Consider the following 18867-nt stretch of genomic DNA (forward strand, 5'->3'; position numbering starts at 1 on the left):
GATGTCCAGAACCGTTCTCGCCTCTGCCTCCAAGGAAGTCATGATCGGCTTCGACCAGCCATTCGTGATGATTGGCGAGCGGATCAACCCGACCGGGCGCAAGCTGCTGGCGGCCGAGATGAAGGAGGGCAATTACGACCGCGTCGTCGCCGATGCCCTCGCCCAGGTCGAGGCCGGCGCGCAGATGCTCGACGTCAACGCCGGGATCCCGCTGGCGGATGAGCCGCGGATCCTCGCCGAAGTGATCCAGCTGGTCCAGTCGGTCACCGACGTGCCGCTGTGCATCGACAGCTCGATCATCGAAGCGCTCGAAGCAGGCCTTGCGGTCTACAAGGGCCGCGCGCTGGTCAATTCCACCACCGCCGAGGAAGAGGTGATGGAGCGCGTCCTGCCGCTGGTGAAGAAGTACGACGCTGCCGTCGTCGCGATCTCGAACGACGATACCGGCATTTCCGAAGACATCGACGAGCGCTTCCGGATCGCCAAGCTGATCGTAAACCGTGCGCAGGACCACGGGATCAAGCCCGAAGACGTCGTGGTCGATCCGTTGGTCATGCCGATCGGCGCGATCAACAACGCCGGGCGCGACGTGTTCAGACTGGTCCGCCGCCTGCGCGAGGAGCTAGGCGTCAACACCACCTGCGGCGCATCGAACATCGCATTTGGCCTGCCCAACCGCCATGCGATCGGCAACAGCTTCCTGCCGATGGCCGCCGCCGCGGGCATGACCAGCGCGATCCTCAATCCCTGCCACGAAGGCACGGTCGCCGCGATCAAGGCGGCCGATATCCTCAACGGGGTCGATCCCAATTGCACCAACTGGATCAAGATGTTCCGCGAGCCGAGCCCCGAAGGCGAAGGCCGCGGCGGACGTGGTGGGCGCGAGGGCCGTCGTCGGCGTGGGTGAAAGTCTGCATCACGGCCAGTGCCTTTGCGGCGCGGTCAGCTACCGCGCCCGCGGGCTTGCCGACATCTGGTATTGCCACTGCACCCAGTGCCGCAGCCTGACCGGGCATTACCTGGCCGCCTGTCGGACCACGCAGGATCGGCTGAGCATTGCAGGTGAGGTAGTCTGGGCACCGCATTCGGGAAGTTCCGAACATGCCCGCTGCGCGCTTTGCGGCAGCCTGCTGTTCTGGGCCAATCGCAATACCGACACTATCAGCGTGCTCCCCGGCTCGCTGGAAAGCAGCGATGGCATTGTCGAGCGCGGGCATGTCTACCTGTGCGAAAAGGGCAGCTACTATGAAATCAGCGACGGACTGCCGCAGTTCGATCGCTACCCGGACAAGGGACTGAGCGCCTGATGGGCACTACCGAACACAAGGTCATCTTTACCCCATCCGGCATCCGCGCCACCGCGCAGGACGGGCAAAGCGTCTATGACGTGGCCCTGGCTGCGGGGGTCGATATCCTCTCGATCTGCGGCGGCAAGGGCCTGTGCCGGCGCTGCCAGATCGAATTTGAACCGGGCGACTATTCCAAATTCGGGGTGAAGGTCGAGGAAGGCCACCTCTCGCCCTGGACCGACAGCGAGGAAAAGGCGGCGAAGCGCGGCGACCTGAAACCCGGCCGCCGGCTGGCTTGCCGCGCGCAGGTGCTGGGCGATGTGGTGGTCGAAGTGCCGGGCGATGCGCGTCACCAGGTCTCCAGCATTTCGAAAGATTCGACCGGCTTCGACACCGAGCTCAACCCCGCGATCAAGCTGTTCATGGTCAAGCTGCCGGTGCCCGAGCTGGACGACAACCCCAGCGATACCGAAGCACTGATCGCCGCCCTGCGCGAGTTCGGGGTCGAGACCCAGATCGAGCACCGCCCGCTGGCCAAGCTGCAACCGATCCTGGCCCAGAACGAGCGCGAGCTGATCGCGGTGGTCCGCGATAACAAGTGGATCATCGACGTCTGGCCGCCCGCCCCATTCGATGCCTATGGCGCGGCGATCGACATCGGCTCGACCAGCGTCGCTCTCTATCTCTATGACCTGACCAACGGCGCGCTGGTCCACCAGGCGTCGGCGATGAACCCGCAGATCCGTTACGGCGAAGACCTGATGAGCCGGGTCTCCTACGTGATGATGAACAAGGGCGGCGAGGAGCGGCTGACCGAGGAAATCCGCAAGCAGATTGCCGCCATGCTCGAAACCGCGCGAGCGAAGCTGGAGCTGGGGCCCAATCAGATTCTCGAAGTCGTGCTGGTCGGCAATCCGATCATGCATCACCTGTTCCTCGGCCTCAATCCGGTCGAACTGGGGCAGGCGCCGTTTACCCTGGCGGTCAAGGACTGGTTCGAGGCTCCGGCCTGGCGTTTCGACCTCGGCATTTCGGAGACCGCCCGGATCTCGATGCTCCCGCTGGTAGGCGGCCATGTCGGCGCCGATACCACCGGGGCTTACCTGACCCAGCTCGACGTGATGACCGGGCGCTCGGTGCTGCTGGTCGATATCGGCACCAATGCCGAAATCGTGCTGAGCCACGGCGGACGCGTTGCGGCCTGCTCCTCGCCCACTGGCCCGGCCTTTGAAGGCGCCGAGATCAGCGCCGGGGTTCGCGCTACCCCAGGCGCAATCGAACGCGTGCGGATCGACCGCGAAACCTTCCAGCCCAGCTTCAAGGTGATCGGCAGCGACGAATGGCTGTCCGACGCTGACCCCGATATCGCCGAGAAGCGCGTGGTCGGGATCTGCGGCTCAGGCATTTTCGAAGTGATGGTCGAACTGGCCAGCGCCGGGCTGATCAATGAAGGCGGGCTGTTCCAACCGGAAGCGGCACCGCATCGCTTCGTGCAGGAAGGACAGGGCTGGAAGTACCTGCTGCTCGACCGGCCTGAGAACCCGCTTTACGTCAAGCAGACCGATGTCCGCGCGGTTCAGCTGGCCAAGGCCGCGCTGGCCGCCGGGGTCAACCTGCTGGTCGATTTCCTGGAGTGCCCGGGCTTTGACGAGGTGCTGCTCGCCGGCGCGTTTGGGACGCACCTCGACAGCAAATACGTCGCTGACATCGGGATCATTCCCTTTGCCAGCGCCGGGCAGATCCGTTCGGTCGGCAATGCCGCCGGGATGGGCGCGGCCATGGCGCTCTACAACCAGGCCGAGAAGGCCCGGATTATCGAAGCGGTAAAGCATATCATCAAAGTTGAGACTGCTACCGAGCCCAAGTTTCAGGACTATTTCGTCGCTGCTATGAAGTTCCCGACCGCGCCCAAGCAGGAAGGTGATGCGACGACCGGTCGCGGCCGCCGTAGCGGCATGCGAAGCCGGGGACGTTAAGGAAGGAAGTTTGATGACCAGAGATGTGCGTTCCGGAGGCCGCCGTGGCCGCGCTGCAGCCAATGCTGCCGAGCTTGCCCCGCGCGAGCCCTATATCAAGCGCAACATCCCGCCCTATTCGGTGCTGGGCGATGCCGATCTGGCGATCCTTGAGCACAATGCCGACACGATCCTTGAAGAGATCGGGATCGACATCAAGGACGATCCCGAAGCGATTGCGCTGTTCGTCGCCGCAGGCGCCACGGCGGATGGCGTCCGCGTCCGCTTTCCGCGCGGGATGTGCCGCGAGATCATCCAGAACAACGCGCCCGCGATCTTCACCCAGTACGCCCGCAATCCGGCCAACAATGTGGTGATCGGTGGCGACAACATGGTGCTGGTCCCGGCCTATGGCAGCCCCTTCGTCTACAGCCGGGAAGGCGGGCGGCGCTATGCCACGATCGAGGATTTCCGTAACTTCGTGAAGCTGGCCTACATGGCCGACAGCCTGCACCATTCGGGCGGGACGATTTGCGAGCCGGTCGATCTGCCGGTCAACAAGCGCCACTACGATATGGTCTACAGCCATATCAAATATAGCGACAAGCCGTTCATGGGATCGGTCACTCATCCCAGCCGCGCCGAAGACACGGTCAGCATGTGCAAGATCGTGTTCGGCGATGATTTCGTCGAAGAGAACTGCGTCACGGTCAACCTGATCAACGCCAACTCGCCGATGACTTTCGACGAGACCATGCTCGGCGCGCTCAAGGTCTATGCCCGGCACAACCAGGCGACCATGGTCAGCCCGTTCATCGTTGCCGGCGCGATGTCGCCCGTCACCGTCGCAGCAGTCGCGGCGCAGAGCCTGGCCGAAGGGATGTGCGGGATGGCGCTGGCCCAGCTGGTCCGCCCGGGCGCGCCGGTGATCTATGGCAACTTCGTATCTTCGATGTCGATGCAGTCGGGCGCGCCGACTTTCGGCACCCCCGAAGCCTCGCTGATCATCAATTGCGGCGCGGCCCTTGCCCGCCGGCTTGGGGTTCCGTTCCGCAGCGCGGGCGGCTTCAACGCCGCCAAAGTGCCCGATGCCCAGGCCGCCTACGAAAGCGCCAATACGCTGCAGCAGGGCATGATCGCCGGGGTCAACTTCATGCTCCACACCGCCGGCTGGCTCGAAGGCGGCCTGGCGATGGGCTATGAAAAGTTCGTGATGGACTGCGATCAGGCGGCGATGATGGCGATCTATGCCAAGGGCGTCGACATGAGCGAGAACGGCCAGGCGCTCGATGCCATGCGCGAGGTTGGCCCCGGCCAGCACTTCCTGGGCTGCAGCCACACCCAGGCCAACTTCAAGACCGCCTTCTACCGCTCGACCATTGCCGACAACAACAGCTATGAACAGTGGGTCGAAGACGGCAAACTTGATGCCGAACAGCGCGCCGAAAAGATCTACAAGGAAATGCTCTCCAGCTATGTCGCGCCCGAGCTTGATCCGGAAGTGGATGCGCGGCTGATTGCCTTCATGGAAGAAAAGAAGGCCAGCTTCCCGGATTCGAATATCAGCTGACAGCGCGGGCCCTTACCTCCCAATCCGTTCGTCCTGAGGAGCGGCTGAGCTTGGCGAAGACGCGTCTCGAAGGACTGCGTTTGAACGCGGTGGTTCGAGACGGGCCTTCGCCAAGCTCAGTCCCTCCTCACCACGAACGGGTTTGTGGGCAGGCAGGGTGGGTCATGGTGACTGAGGATAGACTATGCACGCCGAGATAATTGATGGCCGTAAGCTCGCCCGCGAAGTGACCGATGCGGTTGCGGCGCAGGTACGCGGCCTGCCCCGCCCGCCGGGTCTGGCGGTCATCATCGTCGGCGACGATCCGGCCAGCCATCTCTATGTCCGCAACAAGGTGCGCACGGCGGAGAAGGTCGGATTCAAGTCCGAAACGATCCGCCTGCCAGCCGATACTGGCGAGGCCGATGTGCTCGCCCGGATCAACTGGCTAAACATGCGAGAGGATATCGACGGAATCCTGGTTCAGCTGCCCCTGCCCCCGCAGCTCAATACCTTGCGGGTGATGGCAGCGGTCGATCCGGGCAAGGACGTTGACGGGCTCCACGCCCTCAATGCCGGCAAGCTGACTCAAGGCAGCCAAGCGCTGATCCCCTGCACGCCGATGGGCTGCCTCAAGATCATCAAGTCGGTAATCCCGGACCTGACCGGCTGCCATGCGGTGGTGATCGGCGCTTCCAACATTGTCGGCAAGCCCATGGCGGCGCTGCTGCTGGAAGAGAATGCGACGGTAACCCATGCCCACATTCACACCCGCGATACCCAGTTCATCTGCCGCGGCGCCGATATCCTGGTCAGCGCGGTGGGCAAGCCGGGGCTGGTCCGGGGTGACTGGATCAAGCCGCGCGCGGTGGTGATCGATGTCGGTACCAGCCGGGTTGAACAGCCAGACGGCACGGTGCTGACCAAAGGCGATGTCGAGTTTGACGAAGCCGTCAACGTCGCCGGGGCGATCACTCCGGTACCCGGCGGGGTCGGCCCGATGACGATCGCTTGCCTGATGGAAAACACCCTGATCGCAGCCCGCGCGCGAATGGCCTGATACCTAACATAAATCGGGTCGATGGACTCGCCAGCATGGCCAGCGCCCGCTAGCCTTCCCGCAAAGGGGATTGGGACATGGCGGACTGGGCCGACAACATTGATGCCGGCGACTACGGCAAATCGACGCGCAGCTTTGCGGGTATGCAGATCGATCCGCTGGTATTCTGGCCGACCGCGCTGATTTCGCTGGCGGTAATTGTCTATTCGGTGCTGGCGCCCGAGCAATCGGCCAAGCTGTTCGGCGATGTTCGCGCCTGGTCGACCAACACCTTCGACTGGTTCCTGATGTCGGCCGGTAACCTGCTATTGCTGTTCTGCGTTGTGGTCGCGCTATCGCCGTTGGGCAAGATCCGGCTGGGCGGCAAGGGTGCCAAGCCCGACTATTCGCGGATGAGCTGGTTTTCGATGCTGTTTGGGGCCGGCATGGGGATCGGGCTGGTCTTCTACGGCGTGTCGGAGCCGGTCTCGCACTTTACCAGCGCGATGGCCGGGGGACCCGCGGCGCCACTGGGCGGCGCGGCCGGCAATGCCGGTGCCGCGCGCGATCTCGCCATGGCCGCCACGATCTTCGACTGGGCGCTGCACCCCTGGGCGATCTTTGCCGTGGCAGGCCTTGCCATGGCTCTGTTCGCCTATGATTTCGGCATGCCGTTTTCGATGCGATCGGCGTTCTATCCGCTGATCGGCAAGGCTGCCTGGGGCCGGACCGGCGATGGGATCGAGATCCTGGCGGTCTTCGCCACGATCTTCGGCCTGGCTTCGTCGCTCGGCATAGGGGCGCAGCAGGCAATGGCGGGGGTGACCTTTCTCTACGCGATACCCAGCTCGCCATTGTCGATCCTGGCATTGATCGTGATCATGGCCTTCATCACCTTCCTGTCGGTGCGCGGCGGGATCGATCGCGGAATCCGGATCCTCAGCGAGGCCAATATGGTCATGGCGGTGGTGCTGGTGCTGTTCATCATGGTGACCGGCCCGGCCCTGGCACTACTCGGCGATCTGGCCCGCAACACCTTCCTTTACCTGTGGCACCTGCCCGCGCTGTCCAATCCGGTCGGGCGCGAGGACCAGGGGTTCTACCGCGACTGGTCGGTGTTCTACTGGGCCTGGTGGATCAGCTGGGCGCCGTTTGTCGGCACCTTCATGGCGCGGATCTCGCTGGGCCGCACGGTGCGGGAATTCATCGCCGGGGCGATGATCGCCCCCAGCCTGCTGGGGATCATCTGGCTGACCGTGTTCGGCGATGCCTCGATCGCGGCAATCGTTTCGGGCCAAGCGGCGGACTTGAGCTCGGCCAGCCTCGAAACCCAGCTGTTCGTGCTGCTGAAGTCGCTGCCCCTGGCGCAGATCACTTCGTTCGCTGCGGTGGTGTTGATCCTGGTGTTCTTCGTCACCGGCTGGGATTCGGGTACCCTGGTGATCGATACCATGACATCGGGCGGACGCACCGATACGCCGCTGCGGCAAAAGGTGTTCTGGCTGCTGGCGGTTGGCGGAATCGGTGTCGTGCTGCTGCTCAGCGGCGGGCTAAACTCGCTGCAGGCCGGGGCGATCGCTACCGGTTTGCCGCTCGCGCTGATCCTGCTGGCGATGTGCGCAGGGACTCTGAAGGGACTACTCGCCATCCACCGCCGGCAATAAAGTTAGGCCTTGAACATACTTTGTTGCGGATATGGTTTCATATGAAATCCGCATGGTCTTGAAGTGACCGGTCGCTGCTGCCAATCCAGACCCGGATTGGAGGCAGTCTGGCCATGCGCGATGCGTTCTACACCGGGGTCGCCAAGACCCTCGCGGAAATCGAAGAGCAGGGGCTGACCAAGGCCGAGCGCCAGTTGGTTTCAGCCCAGGGCGTCGAAGTTGAGGTCGATACGCCAGCCGGGAAGCGGCGCGTGATCAACTTCTGCGCCAACAATTACCTTGGCCTCGCCGATCATCCCGAGCTGGTCGCCGCAGCCCATGCCTATAGCCAGAGCCACGGCTTCGGCATGGCCTCGGTCCGGTTCATCTGCGGCACGCAAGACATCCACCGCCAGCTCGAGCGCCGGATCGCCGCATTCTTCGGCTATGAAGACAGCATCACCTTCGCCGCCTGTTTCGATGCCAACGGCGCGGTGTTCGAGCCGCTGTTCGGCGCGGACGATGCGATCGTTTCGGACAGCCTCAACCATGCCTCGATCATCGACGGGGTGCGGCTTTCAAAGGCGCGGCGCTACCGCTTCCAGAACAACGACATGGCCGATCTGGAGGCGCAGCTGAAACTGGCGGCCAGCGAAGGCAGCGGCACAACGGTGATCGTCACCGACGGCGTATTTTCGATGGACGGGTTCATCGCCCAGCTTGGCGCGATCTGCGATCTGGCCGACAAGTATGATGCGCTGGTGATGGTCGACGATTGCCACGCCGCCGGCTTCATGGGCGAAACCGGCCGCGGTACGATCGAGCATTGCGGGGTGATGGGCCGTATCGACCTGCTGACCGGCACACTCGGCAAGGCGCTCGGCGGCGGCATGGGCGGCTATATCTGCGCGCGGCAGGAAGTGATCGACTTGCTGCGCCAGCGGGCCCGGCCCTACCTGTTCTCCAACGCGCTCGCCCCCGGTCTGGTCGGGGCGAGCCTGAAGGTGTTCGACATGCTGGAGGCGGGCAATCCGTTTCGGGCGCAACTGTTTGCCAATGCCGCGCGTTTCAGGGCCGGAATGGAACAGGCCGGCTTCACCCTGCAACCGGGCGAGCACCCGATCATCCCGGTGATGCTGGGCGATGCCCGGCTGGCCCAGCAAATGGCGGCGCGGCTGCTGGACGAGGGGATCTATGTGACCGGATTTTCTTTCCCGGTGGTGCCGCGCGGGGCCGCGCGGATCCGCACTCAGATGAGCGCCGCCCATACATTCGACCACATCGACCGCGCGATTGCCGCCTTCACCAAGGTCGGCCGCGAACTGAAGGTAGTCTGACATGACCAACACCATGCCCGCGCTGGTCAAGGCCAAGCCCGAACCCGGGATCTGGCTGCAAAACGAACCGATCCCCGAGCCCGGCCCCGACGAGGTCCTGATCCGGGTCCACCGCACCGCGATCTGTGGCACCGACATCCATATCTACAACTGGGACGACTGGGCCCAGCGGACGATTCCGGTACCGATGATTGTTGGCCACGAATTCGGCGGGGAAATCGCCGCGATCGGCGATCATGTGAAACGTCCGCTCCGGATCGGCCAGCGGGTTTCGGGCGAAGGCCACCTGATCGGCGAAAAGAGCCGCGCGGTCCGCGCCGGACATTTCCACCTCGATCCCGAAACCCAGGGGGTCGGGGTCAATCGCCCCGGGGCTTTCGCCAAGTACCTCTGTATCCCGGCCTTCAACGTCATCGCCCTGCCGGACCATGTCGATATGGACGTGGCCGCCATGCTCGATCCGCTCGGCAACGCGGTCCACACCGCCCTCGCCTTTGACCTGATCGGCGAGGACGTGCTGATCACCGGTGCCGGCCCGATCGGGATCATGGCCGCTGCGGTCGCCCGCCATGTCGGCGCGCGCCACGTGGTGATTACCGATATCAATCCCTACCGGCTCGAACTCGCCGGCAAGATCGCCGACTGCCTGCCGGTCAACGTAGCGGAGGAAGACCTCGCCTCGGTCCGGCACAAGCTGGGCATGACCGAAGGCTTCGACGTGGCGATGGAAATGTCAGGCGCGGGCCAGGCGCTCGACCAGATCGTCGACAATATGGTGATGGGCGGCAAGGTCGCCATGCTGGGCTTCCCGCCGGGAGAAACCAAGATCGAGTGGAGCAGAATCGTGTTCAAGGCGCTGACCATCAAGACGATCTATGGACGCGAGATGTTTGAGACCTGGTACAAGATGCTGGCGATGCTCGGCTCGGGCTTGAACGTGTCCGGCCTGATCACCGACCGGATGCCTTACACAGATTTCGCGCGCGGGTTCGAGACGATGCGCTCGGGCAAGTCGGGCAAAATCATTCTCGACTGGACCGGGGCCTAGCCAAGCAGCCAGTCACGCACCTGCTCGGTGGCTGGAGCCAGCGTCTGGCCGCGCGGCCAGGTGACGTGAAAGCCGCGTCCGGTCCTGAGCGCATGGCCGGTCAGCCGCACCAGCACGCCCTTGGTGACGAGATCCTGGACCAGATGGTGCCAGCCGAGTGCAACGCCCTGCCCTTCAATCACCGCCTGGATCACCAGTACGTAATCGTTGATCTGCAGCCCGCCCGGCACCCGCGCCGCCGGGATGCCGCAGGCGCCGAACCACTCGGCCCAGCTGGCGGCGGTGCGGAACGGCTCGTCGAGGTGGATCAAGCGGTGGCTCAACAGGGCCTCCGGATTATCTGGCCGGGCATGCCGCCCGAGATAAAGCGGGCTACAGACCGGGTAGATCTCCTCCCCGGCCAGCTCGCGACTGTCCAGCTCGGGCCAGTCCGCCGCCCGCCCCCCGCGAATGCCAAGTGGAATACTTTCTCCGACCAGATCGAGGTCGCGGTCGGCAGTCTGAATCCGCAGGTCGATTCCCGGCAGCTGCTCGCGCAGCGCCTGCATCCGCGGCACCATCCAGTAGGCGGCAAAGGCGGTCGAGCAGGCCAGCGTCACGTGGCTGCCGGCGGCAGCGCGCAGGTTGGCGGCAGAGCGCTGGATATGCAGCAACCCGATCGAAACGTCCGCGTGGAAACGCTGACCGGCTTCGGTCAGATGGACCCGGCGAAACTGGCGGTGGAACAGCGCGGTGCCCAGCTGTTCCTCCAGCCGGGCAATCGCATAGGAAACCGCCGCCTGACTGACCCCCAGTTCGCGGGCCGCAGCACTAAAGCTGGCGAGCCGCCCCGCCGCCTCAAACACGGCGAGCGCATTGAGCGAGGGAACGGTGCGACGCAGGATTTCCATAAGCTGATCTTATCAAATTTCATGAACCTTTTCCAGCGTTACAGCGCGCCGGTCCGCTTCTATCTTTCCGCCAAACTTATGGAGGGATGGCGATGAGCGAAGCAGGCGTAGCAAGCCGGCCCCAGCGCGGTGGACGCAGCGCACGGCGCGAAGCGCGCAGCGGCGGGCCGCAAGGGCTGCACCGCCCCTACATCGTCCGTAACATCCCGACCTACGACATCCTCGGCGAGGAATCCTTGCTGCGGATCGAGGCCACCGCCGACCGGATCCTGGCCGAAGTCGGGATCGAATTCCGTGACGATCCGGCCACGCTGGAGCTGTGGCGCAAGGCCGGGGCCAGGGTCGACGGCCTGTTGGTGCGGTTCGAGCCGGGGATGCTGCGCGAACTGCTCAAGACCGCCCCGCGCGAATTCACCCAGCATGCCCGCAACCCGGCCAATTCGGTGCGGATCGGCGGAAAGAACGTGGTCTTCTCGCCCTCTTACGGCAGCCCCTTCGTGATGGATCTCGACAGGGGTCGCCGTTACGGCACGATCGAGGACTTCCGCAATTTCATCAAGCTGGGTCAGGCTTCGCCCTGGCTGCACCATTCGGGCGGAACGATCTGCGAGCCGACCGACATTCCGGTCAACAAACGCCATCTGGATATGGTCTATTCGCACCTGCGCTATTCCGACCGGGCATTCCTGGGATCGGTCACCGCCGAAAGCCGGGCCGAAGATTCGATCGCCATGGCCCAGATCGCTTTCGGGGCCGAGTTCGTCGATGCCAACTGCGTGATCATGGGCAACGTCAACGTCAATTCTCCGCTGGTCTGGGACGGGGTGATGACCAAGGTGATCCGCGCCTATGCCCGCGCCAACCAGGGATCGGTAATCGTGCCGTTCATCCTCGGCGGGGCGATGGGACCGGTCACCAACGCCGGGGCAATCGCCCAGTCGCTGGCCGAGACCATGGCCGGCTGCGCGCTGGCGCAGCTGGAGCGGCCCAGCGCGCCGGTGATCTTCGGCAACTTCCTTTCGACCATGTCGCTGCGTTCGGGCAGTCCGACCTTCGGCACGCCCGAACCGGCGATCGGTTCGATGGTGGTCGGCCAGCTCGCCCGCCAACTTGGCCTGCCACTGCGCTGCTCGGGCAATTTCACCACCTCGAAGCTGCCCGATGCCCAGGCGATGAACGAAAGCACCATGTCGATGCTGGCGGCGGTGCATTGCGGGGCGAACTTCCTGCTCCATTCCGCCGGGTTCCTCGATGGCCTGCTGTCGATGTCATACGAGAAGTTCGTGATGGACACCGATTTCTGCGGCGCGCTCCATTCCTACCTCGACGGGGTGGTGGTCGACGACAATAGCCTGGCCTTCGATGCCTTTGCCGAAGTCGGCCCGGGCAATCACTTCTTCGGTTCGAACCATACCCTGAAAAATTACGAGACCGCCTTCTGGGACAGCGAATTGGCCGATAACGAGGCCTTCGAGAACTGGGAGGAAGCCGGATCGGTTGATGCCGCGACCCGGGCCAACAAGCGCTGGAAGAAGGTGCTGGCCGAATACGTGGCCCCGCCGCTCGACGAAGCAATCGACGAGGAATTGAACGCCTACATGGCGCAGAAAAAGGCTTCGATGGAAGACATGTGGTACTGACCCCGATGACCAACGATCCGCTGCTCCAGCCCTACCAGCTCAAACACCTCACGCTGCGCAACCGGGTGATCCTGACCGCGCATGAACCGGCCTATCCCGAGGACGGGATGCCCAAGGGCCGCTACCGCGCCTATCATGTCGAGCGGGCCAAGGGCGGCGTCGCGCTGACCATGACTGCGGGTTCGGCCGCCGTCTCGCTCGATAGCCCGCCGGTGTTCAACAACATCCTCGCCTGGAAGGACGAGGTGGTGAAATGGACCCGCGAGCTGACCGACGCTGTGCACGAACAGGGCGCCGCGGTGATGATCCAGCTGACCCATCTCGGCCGCCGCACCCGCTGGGACAAGGCTGACTGGCTGCCGGTGGTATCCCCCAGCCACAAGCGCGAGAGCGCACACCGCGCTTTTCCCAAAAAGATGGAAGAATGGGACATTGCCCGGATCATCAAGGACTATGGCGACGCCGCCGAGCGGATGCAGGCCGGCGGCATGGACGGGATCGAGCTGCAGGCATACGGCCACCTGATGGACCAGTTCTGGTCGCCGCTGACCAACGAGCTCGATGCTCCCTACGGCGGCAGCCTCGACAACCGGCTGCGCTTTACCTTCGACGTGCTGACCGAGATTCGCAAACGCGTCGGGCCGGATTTCATCGTCGGGGTGCGCTATACCGGCGATGAGATGCTCGATGGCGGGCTGACCAGCGAAGACGGGATCGCGATCTCGCAGCGGCTGAAGGACAGCGGCCAGGTCGATTTCCTCAACGTGGTGCGCGGCCATATCGACACCGATCCCGGGCTGACCGACCTGATCCCGATCCAGGGCATGGCCAGCGCCCCGCACCTTGATTTCGCAGGCGCGATCCGCCAGGCCACCGGCTTTCCCACCTTCCACGCCGCGCGCATTCCCGATCTCGCCACAGCGCGGCACGCGATCGCTTCGGGCCTGCTCGACATGGTCGGGATGACCCGCGCGCACATGGCCGATCCGCACGTGCTGCAGAAGCTGATCGAGGGCCGCGAAGAGGATATCCGGCCCTGCGTCGGCGCGAACTATTGCCTCGACCGGATCTATCAGGGCGGGCTGGCGCATTGCCTCCACAACGCCGCAACCGGGCGCGAAGAGACCATGCCGCAAGTGATTGCGCCGGCGGCCAAGGCCCGCAAGGTGGTGATCGTCGGCACCGGCCCGGCTGGCCTCGAAGCGGCGCGAGTCGCCTCGCAGCGCGGCCATGCGGTGACCGTGTTCGAAGCTGCCGACCGCCCCGGCGGCCAGATCCGCCTGACCGCGCAGAGCATGCGGCGGCGCGAGATGATCGGGATCATCGATTGGCGGATGAGCCAGTGCGAAAAGCATGGCGCGAACTTTCACTTCAACACCTGGGCCGATGCCGACACGGTGCTGGCCGAAGCGCCCGACGTGGTGATCGTGGCGACCGGCGGCTTGCCGCACACCGATGTGCTGGCCAGCGGCAACGAACTGGTCGTCTCAAGCTGGGACCTGATCAGCGGCGATGTCCGCCCCGGATCGAACGTGCTAGTCTATGACGATGCCGGCGATCATGCCGGGCTGCAGGCCGCCGAGGTGATCGCCAAGGCCGGCGGGCGGGTGGAAATCATGACCCCCGACCGCAGCTTCGCGCCCGAGGTCATGGCGATGAACCTGGTCCCCTATATGCGCAGTCTGCAGGCACTCGACACGGTCTTTACCGTGACCTGGCGGCTCGAGGCGGTGGAGCGCGACGGCAACGCGCTGATTGCCCATATCGGTAGCGAATATGGCGGGGTCAGCCAGACCCGCCAGTTCGATCAGATCGTGGTCAACCACGGCACGATCCCGCTCGACGATCTGTACTTCGCGCTGAAGCCGCTCTCGTCGAATCTGGGAGAGGTCGATCACAAGGATCTGGTCGCGGGGCGTCCGCAGACGCTGGTCAGCAATCCGGCCGGGCAGTTCCAGCTGTTCCGGATCGGCGATGCCGTCGCCGCGCGCAATACCCACGCGGCGATCTATGACGCGCTGCGGCTGATGAAGGACCTTTAACGCAGGCCAACCGCCCAGGAATGGGTGGCCCAGACCAGCGCCGCGCAGGCGATCAGCGCCAGGTAGGGCAACATGCCAGCCTTGCGCACCACGACCTCGCGCTCGAACGGATCTTCCGCCGTACCTTCGCTGACCGGGAACTTGCCCTTGTCCTGCACATAGTGGCGGAAGGCAAAGACCGGGATGATCAGCAGTGCTGCAAGCAGACCGTTGCGCAGCGTGCCTTCACCCCAAACGTCTGCTCCGGCCCCCATCCACAGCATGTTGACGAAGCCGAACAGCGCGCCGGCAGCCAGCAGCCAGTTCGGGCAGCGATATGGCCGGGCCCAGTCCTTGCGGTCGATCCGGTGGATCCAGCCGGCCTGGAGGTTGAGGAAGTTGAAGATGAAATAGCAGACATTGCTCATCATCAGCACGGCGAAATAGTCCGAGGCCATCAGCAGGATCAGGTTGAACCCCAGGTCGGTCCACATCGCCGCGGTCGGCGCGCCGTGGTGATTCACCCGGCTGAGGTACTTGGGCAGCCAGCCATCGACCGAGGCCTGATAAAGCGTGCGGCTGGAACCGAGCATCGATGTCATCACGATCAGCAGCAGCGACAGGATCAGCATGACGATCACCAAGTTGCCGATCACCGCCCCGCCGCCGACGATCGTCGCCAGCGCCTGGGCCACGCCCGAACCGTCATAGATCGCCGGATCGAGCATGCCTTTGAGCCCGAGCGAGGCCTGGAAGGCCAGCGGCACCAGCGTGAAGATCGCGATGCACAGCAGCCCGGCGGCGATGATCGCCTTGGCGGTGTCCTTGGCCGGATTGCGGAATTCGCGGGTATAGCAGACCGCGGTTTCGAACCCGTAGGTTGACCAGCCCGCCCCGAACATCGCCCCGGCCATCAGTGCGAGTCCGGCTCCGTCCCAAGTGCCAAAGCCGACGTTGCCCGCCGCATCGCGGGCGATCGGCAGCAGCGGCAGCAGGTTCTCGCGCGGGAGGTCGCCGGTGATCAGCGGCACCAGCCCGACCAGCAGCAGCGGAGTCATGCAAACCAGCCCCAGCACCTTCTGGAAGTTCGCCGCGCGGGCCGCGCCGTGGTGCTGCAGCAGGAAGGTCAGCAGCAGGAACAGGCTGGCGATGATCGAGATCAGGTTGATCCGCACGTGCAGCCCGTCTCGGACAAAGCCGAGATCGAGCAGTTGCAGCTCCCAGGTGCGGATTGCCGCATCGGCCGGGAACAGGCTGACGGTGACATAGGCCGCGGCCAGGCCCGTCCCCAGCGCCAGTACCGGCGACCAGGCCAGCCAGTTGCACCACACCGAAATCGGCGCGATGAACTTGCCATAGGGCAGCCAGGCCGCCGCGCCGTAGACCGAGGCCCCGCCCGACTTGTTGGGATATAGCCCGGCGATCTCGGCATAGACGAAGCACTGGATGAAACCCATGAAGATCGAGGCGATCCAGATCACCCAACTCGGCTGGCCGATGATCGTGGCGATCCCGCCCATGGTGAGCAGCACGCCTGCCGGCACCCCGCTCGATGCCCAGAAGGCATCCTTCCAGTCGAGCTGGCGGCGCAGTTCGAGTTGTGCTGCCGCTGCGCTGGGCTCTGCCTGACTAGCCACGCTCTATTCCCCCCATCTCGAAGTGACAGGGGCCCGCCTTCGGATCAGCTCCAAAGGCGGGCCCCCAATGGCATCCGTCCCGGTGGGCTCAGTTGCCGAAGTTGTAGCGCAGGTTCACGCCCCAGGTCCGCGGCTTGGCATAAACGCCCAGCGTATCGCCCCAATAGAGCGACCCGTCGAAGGCGTAGACCCGGTACTCGCGGTTGAACAGGTTGTTGACGAACAGGGCCACGGAAAGCCGCCCATCGCCCGGCTCAAAGCCCAGCCGCAGGTTCTCCACGTGGTACGCGCCCTCTTCTTCGACCGGGGCGCACATTACCGTGAAGCAGGTGCTGCTCGAGAACATCGAGTCCGCCTGAAGCGAAGCCGTTCCGCCCGCCAAGGGGAATTCATAGCGGATCATCGCGCTGCCCGAGAAGCTTGGCGCCTGCGGCAGGTCATGGTTCACCAATGTGGCGCCATCGGGCAGCAACACATCCTTGACCTCGCTGTCCTGGAACGCCACATTCAATTGCAGCGTCAGGCCCTTTACCGGGCGTGATGTCAGCTCGGCCTCGATCCCCTTGTTGCTGGCCGGCAAGTTGCGAACCACCTGGCTGAAACCAACCTGCACGAAGGCCTGGTAGTCCTTGTAGTCGTAATAGAAGGCGGTCAGGTTGAAATCGGTGTTCGATCCGATCCGCGTTTTCAGGCCCAACTCATAGGCATCCAGCTTCTCGGGATTGTAGGGGATGTTGTTGATCGTATCGATCACATACTGCCCCAGGAACGGCGTGCCGGTTGAGAAGGTGAAGCCGCCCGATTTGGAGCCGCGGTTGAAGCTGGCATAGATCAGCGTGTCGGGGCTGGGCTTGTAGTCGAGCCCCATGCGCCAGGTCAGCCCGTCAAAGCTGGGCGTGGCCGCAGCCGGGGTGACGGTAACCCCGGTCAGAGGCGTGGTGCCGGTAGGATCGTTGTAAGTGATGGCATCGGGCCCCCAATGCATGGTGAAGCCCGAATGGAACTCGCTGGCGTCGTATGTCCCGCGCTTGCTGTCCTTCCAGTAGCGCAGACCCGTGATCAGCTTGAGCTGATCGCTGAACTTGAACTCGTTCTGCGCGAAGAAGGCGAATGACTCGGTCTTCTGCTTGATCGCCACGTCGGGATCGTAAAGCTGGAACGGGGTGGCATATTTGGCCTTGAAATCACCATCGATGATCAGCCCGTAGGCACCGACCACGAGATAGTTGTTGTCGGTCGACCAGGCGGCGCGGAGCTCCTGTGAATACTGCTTTACGTCGGCATCCTGGAAAAAGATCGTGCCCGAGGGATAGCAAGAAACCGACTGCGCGGGCGCAGGACAGGGAGCGGTGAAGTAGGCAAACGGATAGACTGGAGGATTGGCAAAGTCGTACGGCAGCTCGGGCACGCCATCGCCGCCTTCGATGTAAAACTTCTTGAGGCTCTGGAAATCGCTGATCGAGGTCAGGGAGACCGCGCCCACGTCAGCATCTATACGTAGTGTCGCGCCGAAGATCTTGCGGTCGACATAGGCCAGGCCTGTCCCGGCAGTCTTCCAAGGATCGCCGCCCTGCGATGGCGTGATCGCCGGATTGGTGTAGCCGTTGCCCGTCGACCCTGGAACACCGCCGTTAAGCGACGACCCGAAGTAATTGTTCCAGTAGTCGCAGACCTGATTGGCAGCCAGAAACTCGCCCTGGAACTGGGCATTCGGGCAAGCCGGAGCAAGCGAGTAGATCCCGGCCTGACGCTCCTTGTCGGCCTGGGCATAGCGCAGGGTCAGCTTGGCCGTGAAACTGCTGGATGGCTCGAACGCCAGTATTCCGCGCAGCGCCCAGTGATTGTTGGCCCCGCGATCCTTTTCGCCGGGCGTGATGTTTTCCATGTAACCGTCGTCACGGTTGTAGATGCCCGAAATGCGGGCCGAGAGGCTTTCGCCCAGCGGGCCGGACAGCGCCCCTTCGAAGATCGTCTGGTTGTAGCGGCCGTAGGTCAGGCTGGCATAGCCTTCGAATGTGTCGGTCGGCTGGTTCGATACGAACTGCACCGCGCCGCCGGTGGCATTGCGGCCGAACAGCGTGCCCTGCGGCCCGCGCAGCGCCTCGACCCGGGCGAGGTCGAAGACCGGGAAGCTCGCCGTGGTGATCGAGCTGGCGTAGCTGTCATCCTGATAGACCGCGACCGGCGGCTCCTGCTGGTCGCCATAGTCGTTCTGCGAAACCCCGCGGATGTTGAAAACCACCTGGGAGGAGCCATAGGCGTTGTACTTCAGATTGGGGATCGCACGGACGACATCAATCGCATTGTTGATGCCCATGCGCTGAACGTCTTCCTCGCCCACAACCGAAACCGCGATGCCCACATCGCGCAGCTTCTGCTCACGCTTCTGCGCGGTGACCACGATATCGCCGCCGTCGGCCTCTTCAGCTTCGGACGCGGTCTGCGCCGTGGCCGCAGTGCCGCTCAGTCCACTGGCGACAATCGCGAGCGAAGCCCCTGCGCGCAGCACAGTGGCGGACTTCGAAGAATGCGAACGAATGGCCATGGTTACCCTCCCGTTTAAGGGGCGACCCCGGGCTAGTGCACCAAAGGGTGGCCGCCTTCTGACCTTAATCCTGCGCAAGAGGATGATACATATTGAACGCACGTGCAAGAGGGCTTGGCTGTAGCCTTCCGCGAGCCATCGCCGCTCCCGACCGCAAATCTCGCTCGCGCTGCGCGATGCCCTCGCAAAAGCCTGCTTTTTGGGCGTGTTTTCCTTCTGCAACGATAGCTTCTGCCTCGGTCTAATGCGCCTTATCAATTCACCTAATGCGAAG

Annotated in this window: 13 protein-coding genes; 10 read left to right on the plus strand and 3 right to left on the minus strand. The window is 63.9% G+C overall.

The window, feature by feature from the left end:
- The first annotated feature begins 1 nt into the window (after nucleotide 1).
- The 8 genes from B2V17_RS13490 to tdh all read left to right on the plus strand — a co-directional run bounded on the left by B2V17_RS13490 (nucleotide 2) and on the right by tdh (nucleotide 9860).
- Nucleotides 2–907, plus strand: coding sequence for a dihydropteroate synthase (locus tag B2V17_RS13490; RefSeq protein ID WP_292998542.1), 906 nt, complete (start codon nucleotides 2–4; stop codon nucleotides 905–907).
- Nucleotides 900–1307 (plus strand): GFA family protein, encoded by a 408-nt coding sequence (locus B2V17_RS13495; RefSeq protein ID WP_292998544.1) that lies wholly within the window; start codon nucleotides 900–902, stop codon nucleotides 1305–1307. Before B2V17_RS13490 ends, B2V17_RS13495 begins: the two co-directional genes overlap by 8 nt.
- Nucleotides 1307–3265 carry an ASKHA domain-containing protein gene (locus tag B2V17_RS13500; RefSeq protein WP_292998546.1) on the plus strand — a complete coding sequence of 653 codons (1959 nt, stop codon included), beginning with the start codon at nucleotides 1307–1309 and terminating at the stop codon, nucleotides 3263–3265. The genes B2V17_RS13495 and B2V17_RS13500 overlap by 1 nt, the downstream gene beginning before the upstream one ends.
- A 13-nt stretch (nucleotides 3266–3278) precedes the next feature.
- Nucleotides 3279–4814 (plus strand): trimethylamine methyltransferase family protein, encoded by a 1536-nt coding sequence (locus tag B2V17_RS13505; protein ID WP_292998548.1) that lies wholly within the window; start codon nucleotides 3279–3281, stop codon nucleotides 4812–4814.
- Nucleotides 4815–4998: 184 nt separating this feature from the next.
- Nucleotides 4999–5853 (plus strand): bifunctional 5,10-methylenetetrahydrofolate dehydrogenase/5,10-methenyltetrahydrofolate cyclohydrolase, encoded by an 855-nt coding sequence (locus tag B2V17_RS13510; protein WP_292998550.1) that lies wholly within the window; start codon nucleotides 4999–5001, stop codon nucleotides 5851–5853.
- A 77-nt stretch (nucleotides 5854–5930) separates the two neighbouring features.
- Nucleotides 5931–7496, plus strand: coding sequence for a BCCT family transporter (locus B2V17_RS13515; RefSeq protein WP_292998552.1), 1566 nt, complete (start codon nucleotides 5931–5933; stop codon nucleotides 7494–7496).
- A gap of 113 nt (nucleotides 7497–7609) precedes the next feature.
- Nucleotides 7610–8812 (plus strand): glycine C-acetyltransferase, encoded by a 1203-nt coding sequence (locus tag B2V17_RS13520; protein ID WP_292998554.1) that lies wholly within the window; start codon nucleotides 7610–7612, stop codon nucleotides 8810–8812.
- A gap of 13 nt (nucleotides 8813–8825) precedes the next feature.
- A complete protein-coding gene (gene tdh / locus B2V17_RS13525) occupies nucleotides 8826–9860 on the plus strand; it encodes an L-threonine 3-dehydrogenase (RefSeq protein WP_414690816.1) in 1035 nt (344 codons plus the stop codon).
- Here tdh and B2V17_RS13530 read toward each other — a convergent pair.
- A complete protein-coding gene (locus tag B2V17_RS13530) occupies nucleotides 9857–10750 on the minus strand; it encodes a LysR substrate-binding domain-containing protein (RefSeq protein ID WP_292998558.1) in 894 nt (297 codons plus the stop codon). The genes tdh and B2V17_RS13530 overlap by 4 nt on opposite strands.
- A 92-nt stretch (nucleotides 10751–10842) precedes the next feature.
- Here B2V17_RS13530 and B2V17_RS13535 point away from each other — a divergent pair, with 92 nt between their 5' ends.
- Both B2V17_RS13535 and B2V17_RS13540 read left to right on the plus strand, forming a co-directional pair.
- Nucleotides 10843–12390 carry a trimethylamine methyltransferase family protein gene (locus B2V17_RS13535; RefSeq protein WP_292998560.1) on the plus strand — a complete coding sequence of 516 codons (1548 nt, stop codon included), beginning with the start codon at nucleotides 10843–10845 and terminating at the stop codon, nucleotides 12388–12390.
- Between the two features lie 5 nt (nucleotides 12391–12395).
- The gene (locus tag B2V17_RS13540) at nucleotides 12396–14432 is read left to right on the plus strand and encodes an NADH:flavin oxidoreductase (RefSeq protein WP_292998759.1); all 2037 of its coding nucleotides are present in this window, start codon (nucleotides 12396–12398) and stop codon (nucleotides 14430–14432) included.
- Here B2V17_RS13540 and B2V17_RS13545 read toward each other — a convergent pair.
- Together B2V17_RS13545 and B2V17_RS13550 are read right to left on the minus strand one after the other, a co-directional pair.
- A complete protein-coding gene (locus B2V17_RS13545; protein ID WP_292998562.1) occupies nucleotides 14429–16048 on the minus strand; it encodes an APC family permease in 1620 nt (539 codons plus the stop codon). The two genes, B2V17_RS13540 and B2V17_RS13545, sit on opposite strands and share 4 nt — an antisense overlap.
- 88 nt (nucleotides 16049–16136) lie before the next feature.
- Nucleotides 16137–18593, minus strand: a complete 2457-nt coding sequence (locus tag B2V17_RS13550) for a TonB-dependent receptor (RefSeq protein WP_292998564.1) — start codon at nucleotides 18591–18593, stop codon at nucleotides 16137–16139.
- Nucleotides 18594–18867 lie beyond the last annotated feature (274 nt).

This window comes from Novosphingobium sp. UBA6272, assembly GCF_002440635.1.
Classification (GTDB): domain Bacteria; phylum Pseudomonadota; class Alphaproteobacteria; order Sphingomonadales; family Sphingomonadaceae; genus Novosphingobium.

Coding starts and splice junctions, on each gene's coding strand:
- B2V17_RS13490 (WP_292998542.1), top strand. CDS start 2: ATGTCCAGAACCGTTCTCGCCTCTGCCTCCAAGGAAGTCATGATCGGC.
- B2V17_RS13550 (WP_292998564.1), bottom strand. CDS start 18,593: ATGGCCATTCGTTCGCATTCTTCGAAGTCCGCCACTGTGCTGCGCGCA.
- B2V17_RS13535 (WP_292998560.1), top strand. CDS start 10,843: ATGAGCGAAGCAGGCGTAGCAAGCCGGCCCCAGCGCGGTGGACGCAGC.
- B2V17_RS13500 (WP_292998546.1), top strand. CDS start 1,307: ATGGGCACTACCGAACACAAGGTCATCTTTACCCCATCCGGCATCCGC.
- tdh (WP_414690816.1), top strand. CDS start 8,826: ATGCCCGCGCTGGTCAAGGCCAAGCCCGAACCCGGGATCTGGCTGCAA.
- B2V17_RS13530 (WP_292998558.1), bottom strand. CDS start 10,750: ATGGAAATCCTGCGTCGCACCGTTCCCTCGCTCAATGCGCTCGCCGTG.
- B2V17_RS13510 (WP_292998550.1), top strand. CDS start 4,999: ATGCACGCCGAGATAATTGATGGCCGTAAGCTCGCCCGCGAAGTGACC.
- B2V17_RS13515 (WP_292998552.1), top strand. CDS start 5,931: ATGGCGGACTGGGCCGACAACATTGATGCCGGCGACTACGGCAAATCG.
- B2V17_RS13540 (WP_292998759.1), top strand. CDS start 12,396: ATGACCAACGATCCGCTGCTCCAGCCCTACCAGCTCAAACACCTCACG.
- B2V17_RS13505 (WP_292998548.1), top strand. CDS start 3,279: ATGACCAGAGATGTGCGTTCCGGAGGCCGCCGTGGCCGCGCTGCAGCC.
- B2V17_RS13520 (WP_292998554.1), top strand. CDS start 7,610: ATGCGCGATGCGTTCTACACCGGGGTCGCCAAGACCCTCGCGGAAATC.